Raw genomic sequence first — 14401 nt, 5'->3', positions numbered from 1 at the left:
CCACGATGACCGCCACGACCTCCTCCTGCTCCTGCGACGAGTACGCCGCCACCTCGGTCGGCCGCCGCGGGCTGCTCCGCGGCGCGGCCCTGCTCGGCGCCGTCAGCACGTTCGGCACCACCGTCGTCACCACCTCGCAGGGCACCGCCTGGGGCGCGCCCGCGTCGTCGGTGATCGTCGTCCTCTCGATGCGCGGGGCGGCCGACGGCCTCTCGCTCGTCGTGCCGCACGGCGACCCGACGTACTACGCCGCCCGGCCGCGGATCGCCGTGCCGGCGGCGTCGCTGCTCGCCAAGGACGCGATGTTCGGCCTGCACCCGGCGCTGGCGCCGCTCGTGCCGCTGTGGAACGCCGGGAAGCTCGCCGCCGTCCACGCCACCGGCCTGCCGGTCGCCAACCGCTCCCACTTCGCCGCGATGGAAGAGGTCGAGGACGCCGACCCCGGCTCCTCGGCACGCGTCGGCTGGCTCAACCGACTGCTGGGCGCCGACGCCCTCACCTCGCCGGTGCAGGGCCTCGCCGTGGGCAGCGCCGCGGCGCCGGCCTCGTTCGTCGGGACCCAGCCGGTCATGACGATGCCGGACCTCGCGACCGTGACCGTCGCGGGCGGCGACCCCGCCAACCCGCAGGACGCCCGGCTGCGGTCGCTGCGGACCATGTGGGGCTCCTCGGCCACGGCGATGGGCAGCGGCGTGCGCACCTCGCTCGCCGGCTCCGCCGCCCTCAAGCAGGCGACCGCCCAGCCCGACCGGAGCGCGTCGTACCCCGCCACCGGCCTCGGCCAGGCCCTCTCCGCCGTCGCGCGCACGCTGCGCGCCGACATCGGCGTCTCGCTGGTCACCGTCGACCAGGGCGACTGGGACATGCACACCGACCAGGGCACGGCCACCTCCGGCCGCCTGGTCACCAACGCCACCGACTTCGCCAAGGCCGTCGCCGCGTTCAGCGCCGACCTCGGCCCGGTCGCCGACAAGGTCACCCTCGTGACGATCAGCGAGTTCGGCCGCCGGGTCGCCGAGAACGCCAACGCCGGCACCGACCACGGCTGGGGCAACGTCATGTTCGTCGCCGGCGCCGGGGTCAAGGGCGGCCGCTACCTCGGCACCTGGCCGGGCCTGCAGAACACGCTCGACGCCGACCTCGCCGTCACCACCGACTACCGCAGCGTGCTGGCCGAGGTCGTCGCGTCGCGCACGACCGCCTCCACCGCGGCCGTCTTCCCCGGGTTCCGGCGCGAGCGGGTCGGCGTGATGCAGGGTCAGTGAGGCGGGGCCCGGCTCGACGAGGCAGACGTCCGAGCTCAGACGAGCGTGCCGAGCCGGCGGATCTCCACCTCGACCTGGCGCTGCTGGCGCTCGCGGACGTGCTGGAGCACGGCCAGCTTCTGCTCCCGGCTCAGCGCGCGCCAGGACGCGCGCGGGTGCGGGCGCGTGGCGGTCGGTCGCATGGCGCCATCGTGGCGGGCGGCTGGTCCGGTCGTCCACGGGTTTTCCGCACCTGCGCGGTCTCCGGCCCACCCTGCCAGCCCGGGACGGCCCTAGGCTGCGGGCATGGCTGAGCGGAACGTGCTGGGTGGGGAGCTGGTGCCCTGCGGCACCGACCCGCTGACCGGGTTCTACCGCGACGGGCTGTGCTCGTGCGGCTCCGACGACATCGGCCTGCACGCGATCTGCTCGGTGATGACCGCGGAGTTCCTCGAGCACCAGCGCTCGGTCGGCAACGACCTGACCACCCCGCGGCCGGAGTGGAGCTTCCCCGGGCTGCACCCGGGCGACCCGTGGTGCGTGGTGGCGGGCCGGTGGCTGCAGTCCTACCAGGCCGGGGCGGCCGCGCCGGTGGTGCTCGCGGGCACCAACGAGCGGGCGCTCGAGGTGGTGCGGATCGAGCTGCTCGAGGAGCACGCCGTCGACGTGCCGCCGGACCTCAGCTCGCTGGGCTGACCCGGTCCGGAGGACGCGCCCAGAAGGATCAGCGCAGGCGCCACACGCCCGGCGTACCGGGCTCGATGATGCCCTCGTCCTGCAGCGCCCGCCGGGCCTTGCGCGCGGCCAGCTGCCAGCGGGGCTCGCCGGTCGGCGACGGCTCGCGGTCGCCGGGTCGCAGCGCGTCGCCGAGCCGCTCGTCGAGGGTCGGGAAGACGTCGTCGGCGTCGAGCTCGCCCCCGTGCTCCTGCAGCAGCGCGACGATCGGCGCCTTGAGCTCGTCGGGCGAGGTCCACTTCCGCGGCGCCGACTTCTTCACCGGGGTGCCGGGCACGCGCGGCGTGGTGCTGCGCGTGCGCACCGGCGTCGCCTTCGGCTCGACCGGGGCCGGCTTCGGCTCGGGTCGCCCGTGCACGCACTGGCTCAGCGGGAGGTCGCACAGCTCGCAGTAGTCCTCGGCCACGTCGACCCAATCTACGGACCCGGGACCAGCCCCCGCGAGCGGGTCGCCCGCGGGCGTCCGCGGCGAGGCGGACGTCACCTGCGGCGCAGCAGCACCAGCACCTCGTAGTGGCGGGTGTTGGGGAACATGTCGAGCAGCCGCCCCCGCACCGGCTCGAAGGACGGCATTGCGGCCAGGTCGGCGGCGAGGGTGTGCGCGTTGCAGCTGGAGTAGAGGACGTGCGGGACGCCCGAGGTCTCCAGCCAGCCGGCGAGCTGGTCGCCGATGCCGCGCCGCGGCGGGTTGACGACGACGAGGTCGGGCAGGTCGACGGCCGCGGCGTTGACGGCGTACGTCGTCGCGTCGCCGGCCAGGAACCGGACGCCCTCCAGGCCGGCCGCCGCGGCGCTGTGCTCGGCGGAGCGCACCGCCTCGTTGCTGATCTCCACGCCCGTGACCCGCCGGGCCGGGCCGCTCCCCCCGGCACCCGCCAGGTGCAGCGCGAAGCCGCCCACGCCGCAGTAGAGGTCCCACACCGAGGCCGGCGCCAGGTCCGCGACCCACGCGGCGGCCTCGTCGTAGAGCGCGGTGGCCATCGCGGTGTTGGTCTGGAAGAAGCTCTGCGGCCGCAGGTGCAGCGTGACCGCCCCCGCCGACGAGCCCAACGGCATCGCCAGCGTGGCGGCGCGGGTCAGCACGATCTCGCGCTCCCCCTCGAGCACCGCCTTGTGCGCGGGCTGCAGGTTGACCGTCGCGACCGCGACCGGCAGCCGCTCGAGCAGCCACGGCAGGTGCTTGCGCAGCCGCGCGACCGGCTCCTGGGAGCGGCAGACGAACCGCACCATCAGCTCGCCGGACGGCGACTCGGTGACCAGGAGGTGCTTGAGCTCGCCGCGCCGCTGCGTGACGTCGTACGGCGCCAGGTCGGCGCGGCCGACGAACTCGGCCAGCACCGGCAGCGCGTCGTGGAGACCGCGCGTGTGCAGCCGGCACTCCCGCAGGTCGACGCCGGAGAACGTCGCGTCGAGGATGCCGAGCGTCGGCGCGGCGGCCGTCCCGCCGACGACCATCTTGGCCTTGTTGCGGAACTCCGCGGGCGCCGAGGCGACCGGCGCGGACCAGCCGGCGGCCGGCTCGGGCAGGAGCGCGGCGACCTCGCGCTGCTTGTCGGCCAGCTGTGCCTCGTAGGGCTGGTCGAGCAGCGCGCAGGACCGACACCGGCCGCTGTCGAAGTAGTCGCACCGGACCGCGACCGACTGGCTCAGGATCATCGGGTGGTGGTCACGCCGAGCTCGGCCAGCGCGTCGTAGCCGCCGGCGTTGACGACGCTGCCGAAGCCGAGCGAGCGCATCACCGCGACGGCCCGGGCCGCCCGCGCGCCGCTGGCGCAGTAGAGGACGTAGTAGGTGTCGCGGGGCAGCTCGTCCACGCGCTCGCGGAAGTCGTCGGCCGAGAGGTCGATGTTGATCGCGCCCTCCACGTGGCCGGCGGCGTACTCCTCGGGGGTGCGGACGTCGACCACGGTCGCGTCGCCCTCGATCAGCCGCTGCACCTCACTGGTGTCGTCGGCGCAGGCGCCCAGGGCCAGCACGAGGCCCAGGAGCAGCAGCGGGGCGAGCAGCAGCCTCACCACTGGTCGTGGACCGCCTCGCGGAAGGAGGTGTCGTAGAGCCGGCGGACCCCGTCGAGGAGCTCGGCCGACAGCGGCGGCAGCGTGCCGGCGGCGGCGTTGGCCCGGGCCTGGTCGGGGTTGCGGGCGCCCGGGATGACCGTGCTGACCCCGGCCTGCTGCCACACCCACGCGAGCGCGACCTGGGCGGCGGTCGCGCCCTCGGGGCCGTGCTCGGCGGCGAGGCGGGAGAACTCCCGGGCCGCGGCCACGCCGGTCGCGAAGTCCACGCCGGAGAAGGTCTCGCCCTTGTCAAAGGCGCTGCCGTCGCGGTTGTAGGTGCGGTGGTCGTCGTCCGCGAAGGTCGTGGACTCGTCGTACTTCCCCGACAGCAGGCCGGAGGCCAGCGGCACGCGGGCGATGATGCCGACGCCCGCCTCCTGCGCGGCGGGGAGCACGCGGTCCAGCGGCTTGAGGCGGAAGGCGTTGAGGATGATCTGGACGCTCGCCACGTGCGGGCGGGCGATGGCGGCGAGCGCCTGGTCGGCGGTCTCCACCGAGACGCCGTACGCCGCGATGACGCCGTCGGCGACGAGCGTGTCGAGGGCGTCGTACGTCGCGTCGTCCTCGATCGTCGCGGTCGGCGGGCAGTGCAGCTGCACCAGGTCGAGCGTGTCGACGCCGAGGTTGCGGCGCGACCGGTCGGTCCACTCGCGGAACGCGTCGAGGCGGTAGTTCTCCGGGACCTGGTCGACGCGACGGCCCATCTTGGTGGCGACGGTGATGCCGTCGTGGTCCTCCAGGAACCCGCCGATGACCTGCTCGCTGCGGCCGTCGCCGTAGACGTCGGCGGTGTCGAAGAAGGTCACCCCGGCCTCGACCGACGCCTCGAGCACGGCACGGGCGTCGGCCTCGCTCACCTCGCCCCAGTCCGCCCCCAGCTGCCAGGTGCCGAGGCCGACGACCGAGACGTCGCGGCCGGTGCGGCCGAGGGTGCGGGAGTCCATGCTGCTCTGCGGGGAAGCCATGTCGCCATCCTGACCGACCGGCCCAACGATGAGTCCACGGCCCCGCGCCGGTCCACCCCGGCATGAACCTCAACCTGAGCCCCTACCTCCACTTCGACGGCACCGCCCGTGAGGCGATGACCTTCTACCAGTCCGTGCTCGGCGGCGAGCTGACGATGAACACCTTCGGCGAGTACGGCACGGAGGGCGCCGGCGCCGACGGCGTCATGCACGCGATGCTGCGCACCGAGGAGGGGCTGATGTTCATGGCCTCCGACCTCCCGCCCGGCACCACGCTCACCCCCGGCGACGCGACCGTGACCATCGCGCTCAGCGGCGACGAGGAGGAGCGGCTGACCCGTTGGTTCCACGCGCTCGCCGAGGGCGGCGAGGTGCACGTGCCGCTGGAGAAGCAGATGTGGGGCGACGTCTTCGGCCAGCTCAAGGACCGGTACGGCGTGCAGTGGCTGGTGGACATCGGCTGACCGCCCGCTCCCTGGTGTCCGGCGGCGGCCGGCGGCGGGCGGGCGCCCGGGTCCGTTGGGCGCCCGGCACGAGGCGCGCGGTCGGTGCGCCCGGCTACGGTGGCGTGCGCGCGGTCGGACGACCGTTGCCGCCGAGCCGGGAGGGTTGCCGATGCAGCTGGAGCTGTCCGCCGAGGACGCCGCGTTCCGCGACGAGATGCGGACGTTCTTCACCACCGAGGTCCCGCAGGAGATCCGCGACGCCGTCGCGGAGCGCCGCGAGCTGACCAAGGACCAGATCGTCGAGAGCCAGCGGGTGCTCAACGCCCGCGGCATCGCGGTCCCGAACTGGCCGGTCGAGTGGGGTGGCCAGGACTGGTCCCCGCTGCGCCGCCACATCTGGCACGAGGAGATGCAGCGCGCCGACGTGCCCGCGCCGCTGCCCTTCAACGCCTCGATGATCGGTCCGGTCATCGCGCACTTCGGCTCCCAGGAGATCAAGGAGCGGTTCCTGCCGGCGACGGCGAAGCTCGACATCTGGTGGTCCCAGGGCTTCTCCGAGCCCGACGCCGGCTCCGACCTGGCCTCGCTGCGCACCACGGCGGTCCGCGACGGCGACGAGTTCGTCGTCAACGGGCAGAAGACGTGGACGACGCTGGGTCAGTACGGCGACTGGATCTTCACCCTGGTCCGCACCGACCCGGACGTGAAGAAGCAGGCGGGCATCTCGATGCTGCTCATCGACATGACCTCGCCGGGCCTGACCGTGCGCCCGATCGAGCTCATCGACGGCGGCCACGAGGTCAACGAGGTGTGGTTCGAGGACGTGCGCGTCCCGGCCGAGAACATGGTGGGCGAGCTGAACTCCGGCTGGACCCAGGCCAAGTTCCTCCTCGGCAACGAGCGCGTCGGCGTCGCACCGGTGGGCGGCACCAAGCGCGTGCTCGCGCAGGCCAAGGAGTGGGCGCGCGAGACCGACCAGCTCGACGACCCGATGCTCAGCAGCCGGATCGCGGAGCTGGAGAACGACCTGCTCGCCCTCGAGCTGACCGCGCTGCGCGTGGTCGCGCACTCCGCCGACGGCAAGCCGCACCCGGCCTCGTCGGTGCTCAAGCTCAAGGGCACCGAGCTGCAGCAGGCGGTCTCCGAGCTCGTCGTCGACCTCGCCGGACCGGCCTCGCTGGCCTCCGGCGCCGGGGACGACTCCGACCTCCCGTGGTGGTCGCGCCGCGCCACCCCGGCGTACCTCAACCTCCGCAAGGCATCGATCTACGGCGGGTCCAACGAGGTCCAGCGCCAGATCATCGCCAAGACGATCCTCGGCCTCTGAGCGGGACGGGAAGGACTTCGACATGGACTTCACCTACGACGAGGAGCAGCAGGCGCTGCGCGAGGCCGTCCGCGGCCTGGTCGGCAAGGCCTACTCCGACTACGAGCAGCGACGCCAGACCGTTGCCAAGGACCCCGGCTTCGACGAGTCGCAGTGGGGCCGGATGGCCGAGATGGGCCTGCTGGGCCTGCCCTTCAGCGAGGACGACGGCGGGGTCGGCGCCGGCCCGGTCGAGATCTCGATCGTGGCCGAGGAGCTCGGCCGCGTGGTCGCGCCCGAGCCCTACCTGACCTCGGTCGTGTGGGCCGGCGGGCTGGTCAGCGCGGTCGGCACGGCCGAGCAGCGGGCCGAGGTGCTGGGTGCGCTGAGCGCCGGCGAGAGCGTGCTGGCCCCGGCGCTGGCCGAGCCCGGCCGCCGCTGGGCCAACGACGCCACCGCGACCACCGCCTCGGTCGACGGCGACACCTGGACGCTGACCGGCGTCAAGGAGCCGGTCATCCAGGGCGAGCGCGCCGACGTGCTCGTCGTCAGCGCGATGCTGCCCGAGGGCGGCACCGGCCTCTTCCTCGTGGCCGGCGACGCCTCCGGCCTGACCCGCACCGGGTACGCCACGCACGACGGCGGCCGGGCGGCGAAGGTCGCCCTCGACGGCACGCCCGCCACGCCGCTCGGCGAGGCCGGCGCGGACGTCGCGGCCTCGATCGCCACCGTCACCGACCTCGCGCGGATCATGGCGTGCAACGAGGCGGTGGGCGCGATGGAGACCGCGCTGCGCACCACCTCGGCGTACCTCACCTCGCGCAAGCAGTTCGGCGTCACGCTCAACACCTTCCAGGCGCTGACGTTCCGGGCCGCGGACATGTACATCTCCCTGGAGCTGGCCAAGTCGCTGGCCGTCTGGGCGACGATGGTCGTGGCGTCCGGGTCGCCGGCGGAGATCGCCGAGGCCGCGCAGCGCGCGTCGCTGCAGGTCGCCCGCGCGGGTCGGCACATCGGCCAGGAGGCGATCCAGCTCCACGGCGGCATCGGCATGACCGCGGAGTACTCCATCGGCGCCTACACCAGCCGGCTGACCTTCCTCGACCACCTGCTCGGCGACGCGGCGCACCACCTGCGCGCGCTCGCCGCGTCGGTGGGTGACCACGCGGAAGTCGACCCGCTGCCCTGAGCGTGCCGGCGCCCCGGGTGGTCCGGGCCGGCTTCGCGCCGGTCAAGGGCACCCGGCACCAGTCGTACGACGCGGTCCGGCTCGATGGAGCCGGACCCGTCGGCGACCGGGCGTGGTGCGTGGTCGACGTCGACCAGCGGCGGGTGCTGCGCACCGTGCAGCACCCGTCGCTCGTCGCGGTCTCCGCCGTCCCCTCGCCCGACGGGCCGGCGCTCACCCTGCCGTCGGGCGCGACGGCCCCCGGCGCCGCGTCATCCTCGGGCGAGGTGCTCACCTGCGACTACTGGGGCCGGTCGGTCACCCTCGACCTGCTCGACGGCCCCCACTCCGCGCTGCTGTCGGCCCACCTCGGCAAGCCGGTCCGGCTCGCGGCGGCGCCCCGCCGCGGGGTCGTGTACGCCGGCGCGGTCACCCTCGTCTCGACCGGCACGCTGCGCGAGCTCGCGGCCCGGACCGGCCTGGGCGTCGACGACCTGGCCGCGCGGCTGCGACCGACCTTCGTGGTCGGGTCCGACGAGCCCCACGCCGAGGACACGTGGGTCGGCCGGGAGGTCGACCTGGGGCCGGCCCGGGTGCGGGTCACCTCGCGTGTGCCGCGCTGCGCCGTGGTCGACCTCGACCCGGTCACCGGCGAGCGCGGTGGTCGCGTGCTGGCCGCGCTGGCGGCGTACCGCCCGCGTGCCGCGACCGGCGAGCTGCTGTGCGCCGTCGACGCCGAGGTCGTCGTGCCCGGCACGGTCGAGGTTGATCGCCCGACGTAGACATGGGGACCATGCGAGCCATCGGAGTGATCGAGTACGGCGGGCCCGAGGCCCTGCGTGAGGTCGACGTCCCGCAGCAGCCGCTGGGACCGGGACAGGTGCGCGTGCGGGTGACCGCCGCGGCGGTGAACCCGACCGACACGATCGTGCGGGAGGGCTGGCGCCACGACGCCGACCGCTCGGCCGACGTGGCGGACGTGCCCGGCATGGACGTCGCCGGCGAGCTGCTCGAGGTCGGCCCCGACGTCGCGACCGACCTCTCCCCCGGCGACCCGGTGATGGCGGTCGTCGTGCCGCAGGGCGCCCATGGCGCCTACCGCGAGGACGTCGTGCTGCCGGCCGGCTCGGTCGTCCGTGCGCCCGCCGGCACCACCCCGGCCGAGGCCGCCACGCTGCCGATGAACGGGCTCACCGCCCGCCACGCCCTGGACCTGATGGCCCTCGAGCCCGGCCAGGTACTGGCAGTGACGGGAGCTGCCGGCGCGTTCGGCGGGTACGTCGTGCAGCTGGCCAAGGCCGACGGGCTCACCGTCGTCGCCGACGCGGCCGAGAAGGACGAGGAGCTGGTCCGCTCGCTCGGCGCGGACGTCGTCGTGCGCCGCGGCGAGGACGTCGCCGACCGGCTGCGCGAGCTCTACCCCGACGGCGTCGACGGGCTGGCCGACGGCGCGGTGCTCGACGATAAGGCTCTGCCCGCGGTCAAGGACGGCGGCACCGTGGCGACCGTCCGTGGCTACCAGGGCGACGGCCGGCGCGACCTGCGCGTGCACGCCGTCTGGGTCCGCGACGTCGCCGAGCGCGCCGACCTCCTCGACGGCCTCCGCGAGCAGGCCGAGTCCGGCGTCCTCACCCTTCGCGTCGCCGACGTCGTCCCCGCCGCCCGCGCCGGCGAGGCCCACGAACGCCTCGCCGCCGGCGGCGTCCGCGGCCGGCTCGTCCTCGACCTCACCTGACCGCCGAGTCGCCACCTCCGACAGCCCGAGTCGCCACCTCCGACAGGCCGAGTCGCCACCTTTGGCAGGCCGAGTCGCCACCTTTGGCAGGCCGAGTCGCCACCTTTGGCAGGCCGAGTCGCCACCTTTGGCAGGCCGAGTCGGCACATTCGGCCGGTCGTGTCCTCAGCCGGCGGGGTGTGCGTCGAGGTACGCCGCCCGGACGGTGGCCGGTATCCGGCCCCGGTCGGAGAGGCTGATGCCCTCGGCGACCGCCCAGGCGCGGATCTCGGCGGCGGTCGGCTCCCGGGGTGGCAGGCCGGGGGCGGCGGCGAGCCTCCCGAAGTAGTCGGCCCCAGCGTCGTCCTGGCCGGCGTGGGTGTACGCCGCGGCGAGGAAGCGGTAGGTCCAGTCCTGCGCGAGAGCGCGGGTGTCGCAGAAGACGATCGGGACGTTCGGGAACTGGACCTGGCACTCGGTGAGCCCCTCCACCACCACGGACGTGCGCACGACCTCGTGCTGGATGGTCTTCGCGTAGCGCTCCTCGACGACCACCGCCGCGTGCGGCAGCGCCGCGAGCGCGGCCAGCTGGAAGCGCAGCTTCCCGCTCGTCAGCGAGGACACCAGGTCGGCAGCCGACTTCCGCTCGACCGCGCCGGCCACCGTGTCGCCGTTCAGCACGGCGTAGTCACCGGCAGCCAGCCGCCCGCGGCGGGTGGTCACCGAGTCCGGGAACTTCCAGGCGTAGCGTTCCCGGGAGTCGACCACCACCTCCAGCCCGGTCAGCCCGCTCGCGCGGGCCGTCGGCACCGCGACCGCGGGCCGGGCCTGCTTGGTCGTGCGGGCGGTCTGCCAGAAGATCGCCTGGCGGCCGCCCTTGGCGAACGACATGACGAACTGCGAGCGGTTCTCGCGGCCGCGGTCGAGCACCAGGTCGATCGACGCGCCGCGACGTACGCACGAGCGCACCGGCACCCGCTCGACCACCTCGGCGTCGTCGGGCCACTCCTCGATCCGGTCCGCCGCGCCGGCCGACCTTGGCTCACCCGCGGGCTCAGCGGGCGTAACGCTGGGCCACCACCTCCTGCTGGTCGACGGGGCGGCCCTGCTGGACGGTCCACGCGAGGCGGACGAGGGCGGCGTGTGACCAGACGAGCGGGGTGGCGGCGCGGGTGCCCTCACCGGCAGGACAGCACGGACGGCCGGTCGGCGCGCGGCCGTCCCAGACCTGCTCGCTGATCATGTCGCCGGCACCCGCGGCCGCGGCGAGGGTGGCGAGGTACGCCGTGCCGTCCCGGCCGGCGGCGACCTCGTGCTCGCCGCGCTCACCGGTGAGGAGCGGCCAGGCCCGGCCGAGGGTCTCCCGGGAGCCGTCCTCGGTGATCCGCCACTGCCCACCGGAGCGGGTCTCGCCGTACCCGTCGAAGCTGAACCGCCGCCAGAACGGCCCGTTCGGGGTCTCCACCCGCAGCTCCCGGTCCACCACCCGGAGCGTCGACGCGACGACCGGGTCGTCGGCGGGCAGAACGCCGAGCCGGGTCAGCGCGAGGAAGCTCGGGTCGACCACCCGCCGTTGGTCGACCGAGGCCGGACCACCGTCGCCGATGGCGTACCGCGTGCCACGCGAGGGGTGCCCGTCCTTGCTCAGCCGCAGGAAGTACGCCGCGTCGGCGAGCGGCCCGTTGCGCGTCACGGTGAGCCGCTTCAGGCGCGCCTGCCAGGCGTCGGCGAGCCGCAGGTAGCGGCGAGCGTCGGCCCGCGCGCCGTTCTGCCGCGCGATGTCCGCCGCGGCCACCATGCCCGCGACCAGCCCGGCGATGGTGTTGGGCGAGTAGCCCGCCTGGTTCTCCCACCGCCCCTGCGGGGAGTACGGCGCGCGCCGGCCGGTCTCGGGGTCGCGGAAGCCGGCGACGAACTCGGCGGCCCGCCGCACGCCAGCCCAGGCCCGCGGCCCGGTGCGACCGGTGAGCCGCGCAAGGACGATCGGCAGCGCGACCTCGTCCAGCTGGAGCTCGTCCCACACCGGTTCGCCGTCGACCGTGGAGTTCTGCGGGAAGGACCCGTCGGGGCGCTGCTGGACCTTGAAGAGCCAGTCGACCACCGGTCGCGCGGCCCGCCGGTCCCCCATCGCCCACAGCCCCGTGCCGAACTCGTAGGCGTCGCGCGCCCACACCAGGTGGTACGCCCCGGACGGGCTCGAGAGGTCGGGCACCTCGTCGCCCCACACCCACGGCGCCGACGGCGAGGCGATGATCGCGCCGGGGTGGGCCTTGTCCTCGGCCGCGGCCAGCACGAGCGCGGAGGCGAGGTAGGTGCGCCGCACGGGTTCCGCCGCAGCGGGTACACCGCCGGACCCGCGGAGCCCGGCGAGGTAGCGGTGCCACTGGCGGTCGTAGCGCTCCGCCGTCGCCGCCCAGCCCTCGCGCCGCGACGTCCGGGCCGCTCGGAGGGCGCCGGCCTCCTCGGTGCCGAACCCCAGCGTCAGCACCGCGCGCTGCCGGTCGCCGCGCCCGTCGACGCCGGCGACGCGGCCGACCTGCACGAGGTTCCCCGCGCGCCGCAACGCAGGAGGACGACGGTCGAGCCGGTGGTCGGCGCGCAGGTCGCGCCAGCCGTCGCGCGGACCGGCCACCGCGTTGCTCGTCGGGCCGAGACCGGGCCGCGCCACCAGCGCGCTCGCCACCCGGCCGCGCTCCGCACCCGCGTCGTGGGCCACGAGCGCCCGGCCGCGGCGGTCGCCGCCCACCGTGCGGCCGCGGTCGTCCATGCCGCCGTTGTCGAGCGCCGGGTCGTGCACCACCCACAGCTGGTACGCCGCCCCGTCGAGCGACTCCAGGCGGACCCGCACCCGCAGGGCGTCGCGGCGCGGGTCGGTCACGACGTCCTTGACCAGGCGGTACCGCCCGTCCTCGTCGGTGTTGACCTGCCGGAACCGCAGGCTCCGCTCGTCGGGCCTCGACGTCGCGTGCGTCATGTCCGTGCTCTCGCGATCGGTGAAGGTCCGCCCGTCGGTGACGACGAGCTCGAGGTTGCGCACGCTCGGCGTCGACAGGTCCGGCGCGAACACCTCGCTCACGCGTCCGCGCTGCAGCGTGAACCAGACCCGGCTGCGACGCGTCCGTGCGGTCCCGAAGCCGGCCTTGTCGGCCTCGGTCCACGTGGAGTTCTCGCCGCGGGCCGGCCGGTCGGGCGGCGGTGGCGCCGCCGGCGACGCGATGGGCACGGCGAGTGCGCCCAGCGCGAGGGCCGCAGCGACGGGGAACGGCAGCAGGCGAGCGAGCACGGCGTACCTCCGGGAGGGGCGGAGCAAGGCTCATCCCGTACCCGTGTGGCCTGGGTCACATCCGGCGCGCCGCCGGCCGGGTTCCCACTCCGTTCTCCACAGCTCGCGCCGGGCCCCGGCGTAGTCCGTGACGTTCCGCAGGTGATTCGAGCCGGATCGCCTGCCGGACGTCACGGACTACCCAGGCCCGCAACAGCGACCAGGGAGGACGACCGAGCGAGAGGCTCAGGCGGTGAGCTCGGCGCGGGTGAGCTTGCGCAGCTGGCTGCCGAGGTTGCGGCGGTTGGTCTCGGCCAGCCAGCCGTTGGGCAGCGAGAGCCGGAGGACCTTGTGCCAGGCGCTGGCGACCTGCTGGGGCAGCGGGCGGGCGTTGTAGGAGAGGCCGTAGCGGTCGAAGATCTCACGCATCCGGGGCGCGATCTGGCCGTAGCGGCGGCTCGGCAGGTCGGGGAAGCAGTGGTGCTCGATCTGGTGCGACAGGTTGCCGGTCATCAGGTGCATGAACGCCGAGCCGGAGATGTTGGCCGAGCCGAGCATCTGGCGCAGGTACCACTGGGCGCGGGTCTCGTGCTCGTCGAGCTCGGCCTCCTCGAAGGTCTCCACGCCCTCGGGGAAGTGGCCGCACATGATCACCGAGTGGCTCCAGATGTTGCGCGACAGCGTCGCGACGGCGTTGGCCGCGAGCGTCGCCTTCCAGCCCTTGCCGCTCAGCAGCGGGTGGACGACGAAGTCCTTGGTGACCTGCTTGCGGACCTTGTGCAGCGCGGTGACGACCTCGGCGCGCTTCTCGGGCGGCATCTTCTTCTTCGCGCGCAGGTGCTCGCCGAAGTCGAGGTCGTACATCGCGATGCCGTACTCGAAGATGCACGCGGTCACGAAGTTCCACGCCGGCTGGATCAGGTGGCGGGGCCGCCACGGCTGGGCCTCGTCGACGCGGAGGATGCCGTAGCCGAGGTCGTTGTCGCGGCCGAGGATGTTGGTGTAGCGGTGGTGGACCTCGTTGTGGGCCCGCTTCCACTGCGCGGCCGGCGACGCGTGGTCCCAGTCCCAGGTGGACGAGTGGATCTTCGGGTCGCGCATCCAGTCCCACTGACCGTGCAGGACGTTGTGGCCGATCTCCATGTTGTCCAGCGCCTTGGCCGTGGTGAGCCCGACGGTGCCGATCACCCAGGCGAGCTTGTTGCGGCCGGCGGCGAGCAGCACGACGCGGCTGCCGAGCTCGAGCGCGCGCTGGGCGCGGATGACCCGACGGATGTACGCCGCGTCGACCTCGCCGCGGTCGTCGAGGACCTCCTGGCGGATCGCGTCGAGCTCACGGCCGATCTCCTCGACCTGCGCGGCGGTCAGCCCGCCGGGGTAGACCTTCTCGACCGCCGTCCCGGTGCTGGTCCCCGGAGAACCCGCGGACGCGGGCGGGGCGGTCGTCAGGTCGTCCCGGATCACGGTCGTCATGCACCTACGGTGCCCGATGGGCGGTGAGGCA

The 14401-nt window shown here is 74.4% G+C and carries 15 protein-coding genes; 7 read left to right on the top strand and 8 right to left on the bottom strand.

Features of this window, described 5'->3' with window-relative positions; genetic code table 11:
* Nucleotides 1–5 precede the first annotated feature (5 nt).
* Entirely contained in the window at nt 6–1265 is a 1260-nt protein-coding gene (locus QWY29_RS01505) for a DUF1501 domain-containing protein (protein ID WP_300958886.1), read from the top strand.
* A gap of 35 nt (nt 1266–1300) precedes the next feature.
* Here the strand turns inward: QWY29_RS01505 and QWY29_RS01500 are convergent, their stop codons facing one another.
* Nucleotides 1301–1447, bottom strand: a complete 147-nt coding sequence (locus tag QWY29_RS01500) for a hypothetical protein (protein WP_300958885.1) — start codon at nt 1445–1447, stop codon at nt 1301–1303.
* A 103-nt stretch (nt 1448–1550) separates the two neighbouring features.
* Between QWY29_RS01500 and QWY29_RS01495 the strand changes: the two genes are divergently transcribed.
* On the top strand, nt 1551–1940 hold the full coding sequence (locus QWY29_RS01495; protein WP_300958884.1) for a DUF2237 family protein: 390 nt from the start codon (nt 1551–1553) through the stop codon (nt 1938–1940).
* A 28-nt stretch (nt 1941–1968) separates the two neighbouring features.
* Here QWY29_RS01495 and QWY29_RS01490 read toward each other — a convergent pair whose 3' ends face one another.
* The 4 genes from QWY29_RS01490 to QWY29_RS01475 all read right to left on the bottom strand — a co-directional run bounded on the left by QWY29_RS01490 (nt 1969) and on the right by QWY29_RS01475 (nt 5001).
* Entirely contained in the window at nt 1969–2385 is a 417-nt protein-coding gene (locus QWY29_RS01490; protein ID WP_300958883.1) for a hypothetical protein, read from the bottom strand.
* Nucleotides 2386–2459: 74 nt separating this feature from the next.
* Nucleotides 2460–3635 (bottom strand): 23S rRNA (uracil(747)-C(5))-methyltransferase RlmC, encoded by a 1176-nt coding sequence (rlmC, locus tag QWY29_RS01485; RefSeq protein ID WP_300958882.1) that lies wholly within the window; start codon nt 3633–3635, stop codon nt 2460–2462.
* Complete coding sequence (locus QWY29_RS01480; protein WP_300958881.1) at nt 3632–3994, bottom strand: rhodanese-like domain-containing protein; 363 nt, start codon at nt 3992–3994, stop codon at nt 3632–3634. Before QWY29_RS01480 ends, rlmC begins: the two co-directional genes overlap by 4 nt.
* A complete protein-coding gene (locus tag QWY29_RS01475) occupies nt 3991–5001 on the bottom strand; it encodes an aldo/keto reductase (protein WP_300958880.1) in 1011 nt (336 codons plus the stop codon). The genes QWY29_RS01480 and QWY29_RS01475 overlap by 4 nt, the downstream gene beginning before the upstream one ends.
* A 62-nt stretch (nt 5002–5063) precedes the next feature.
* Between QWY29_RS01475 and QWY29_RS01470 the strand changes: the two genes are divergently transcribed.
* From QWY29_RS01470 to QWY29_RS01450, 5 genes are all read left to right on the top strand, one after another.
* The gene (locus QWY29_RS01470; protein ID WP_300958879.1) at nt 5064–5465 is read left to right on the top strand and encodes a VOC family protein; all 402 of its coding nucleotides are present in this window, start codon (nt 5064–5066) and stop codon (nt 5463–5465) included.
* 151 nt (nt 5466–5616) lie between these two features.
* Entirely contained in the window at nt 5617–6774 is a 1158-nt protein-coding gene (locus QWY29_RS01465; protein ID WP_300958878.1) for an acyl-CoA dehydrogenase family protein, read from the top strand.
* 22 nt (nt 6775–6796) lie between these two features.
* Nucleotides 6797–7942, top strand: a complete 1146-nt coding sequence (locus QWY29_RS01460) for an acyl-CoA dehydrogenase family protein (RefSeq protein WP_300958877.1) — start codon at nt 6797–6799, stop codon at nt 7940–7942.
* A gap of 2 nt (nt 7943–7944) precedes the next feature.
* On the top strand, nt 7945–8703 hold the full coding sequence (locus tag QWY29_RS01455; RefSeq protein WP_300958876.1) for an MOSC domain-containing protein: 759 nt from the start codon (nt 7945–7947) through the stop codon (nt 8701–8703).
* Nucleotides 8704–8714: 11 nt separating this feature from the next.
* Nucleotides 8715–9656, top strand: a complete 942-nt coding sequence (locus QWY29_RS01450) for an NADP-dependent oxidoreductase (RefSeq protein WP_300958875.1) — start codon at nt 8715–8717, stop codon at nt 9654–9656.
* A gap of 165 nt (nt 9657–9821) precedes the next feature.
* On the opposite strand, the gene QWY29_RS01445 is transcribed toward QWY29_RS01450, so the two are convergent.
* From QWY29_RS01445 to QWY29_RS01435, 3 genes are all read right to left on the bottom strand, one after another.
* A complete protein-coding gene (locus QWY29_RS01445; RefSeq protein ID WP_300958874.1) occupies nt 9822–10622 on the bottom strand; it encodes an ERCC4 domain-containing protein in 801 nt (266 codons plus the stop codon).
* Between the two features lie 67 nt (nt 10623–10689).
* Nucleotides 10690–12945: a glycoside hydrolase family 15 protein gene (locus QWY29_RS01440; protein WP_300958873.1), complete on the bottom strand. Its 2256-nt coding sequence runs from the start codon at nt 12943–12945 to the stop codon at nt 10690–10692.
* Between the two features lie 198 nt (nt 12946–13143).
* Nucleotides 13144–14370: a fatty acid desaturase family protein gene (locus QWY29_RS01435; RefSeq protein WP_300958872.1), complete on the bottom strand. Its 1227-nt coding sequence runs from the start codon at nt 14368–14370 to the stop codon at nt 13144–13146.
* Between the last annotated feature and the right edge of the window lie 31 nt (nt 14371–14401).

The organism is Nocardioides abyssi, assembly GCF_030412915.1.
GTDB lineage: Bacteria > Actinomycetota > Actinomycetes > Propionibacteriales > Nocardioidaceae > Nocardioides > Nocardioides abyssi.
Note: the sequence above shows the minus strand (reverse complement) of the source record. Positions and strands in the feature narration are given on the sequence as shown.

Excerpts from the sequence above, each read along its gene's own strand:
- QWY29_RS01465 (WP_300958878.1), top strand. The coding sequence starts at position 5,617 with ATGCAGCTGGAGCTGTCCGCCGAGGACGCCGCGTTCCGCGACGAGATG.
- QWY29_RS01505 (WP_300958886.1), top strand. The coding sequence starts at position 6 with ATGACCGCCACGACCTCCTCCTGCTCCTGCGACGAGTACGCCGCCACC.
- QWY29_RS01460 (WP_300958877.1), top strand. The coding sequence starts at position 6,797 with ATGGACTTCACCTACGACGAGGAGCAGCAGGCGCTGCGCGAGGCCGTC.
- QWY29_RS01500 (WP_300958885.1), bottom strand. The coding sequence starts at position 1,447 with ATGCGACCGACCGCCACGCGCCCGCACCCGCGCGCGTCCTGGCGCGCG.
- QWY29_RS01475 (WP_300958880.1), bottom strand. The coding sequence starts at position 5,001 with ATGGCTTCCCCGCAGAGCAGCATGGACTCCCGCACCCTCGGCCGCACC.
- QWY29_RS01450 (WP_300958875.1), top strand. The coding sequence starts at position 8,715 with ATGCGAGCCATCGGAGTGATCGAGTACGGCGGGCCCGAGGCCCTGCGT.
- QWY29_RS01435 (WP_300958872.1), bottom strand. The coding sequence starts at position 14,370 with ATGACGACCGTGATCCGGGACGACCTGACGACCGCCCCGCCCGCGTCC.
- rlmC (WP_300958882.1), bottom strand. The coding sequence starts at position 3,635 with ATGATCCTGAGCCAGTCGGTCGCGGTCCGGTGCGACTACTTCGACAGC.
- QWY29_RS01495 (WP_300958884.1), top strand. The coding sequence starts at position 1,551 with ATGGCTGAGCGGAACGTGCTGGGTGGGGAGCTGGTGCCCTGCGGCACC.
- QWY29_RS01470 (WP_300958879.1), top strand. The coding sequence starts at position 5,064 with ATGAACCTCAACCTGAGCCCCTACCTCCACTTCGACGGCACCGCCCGT.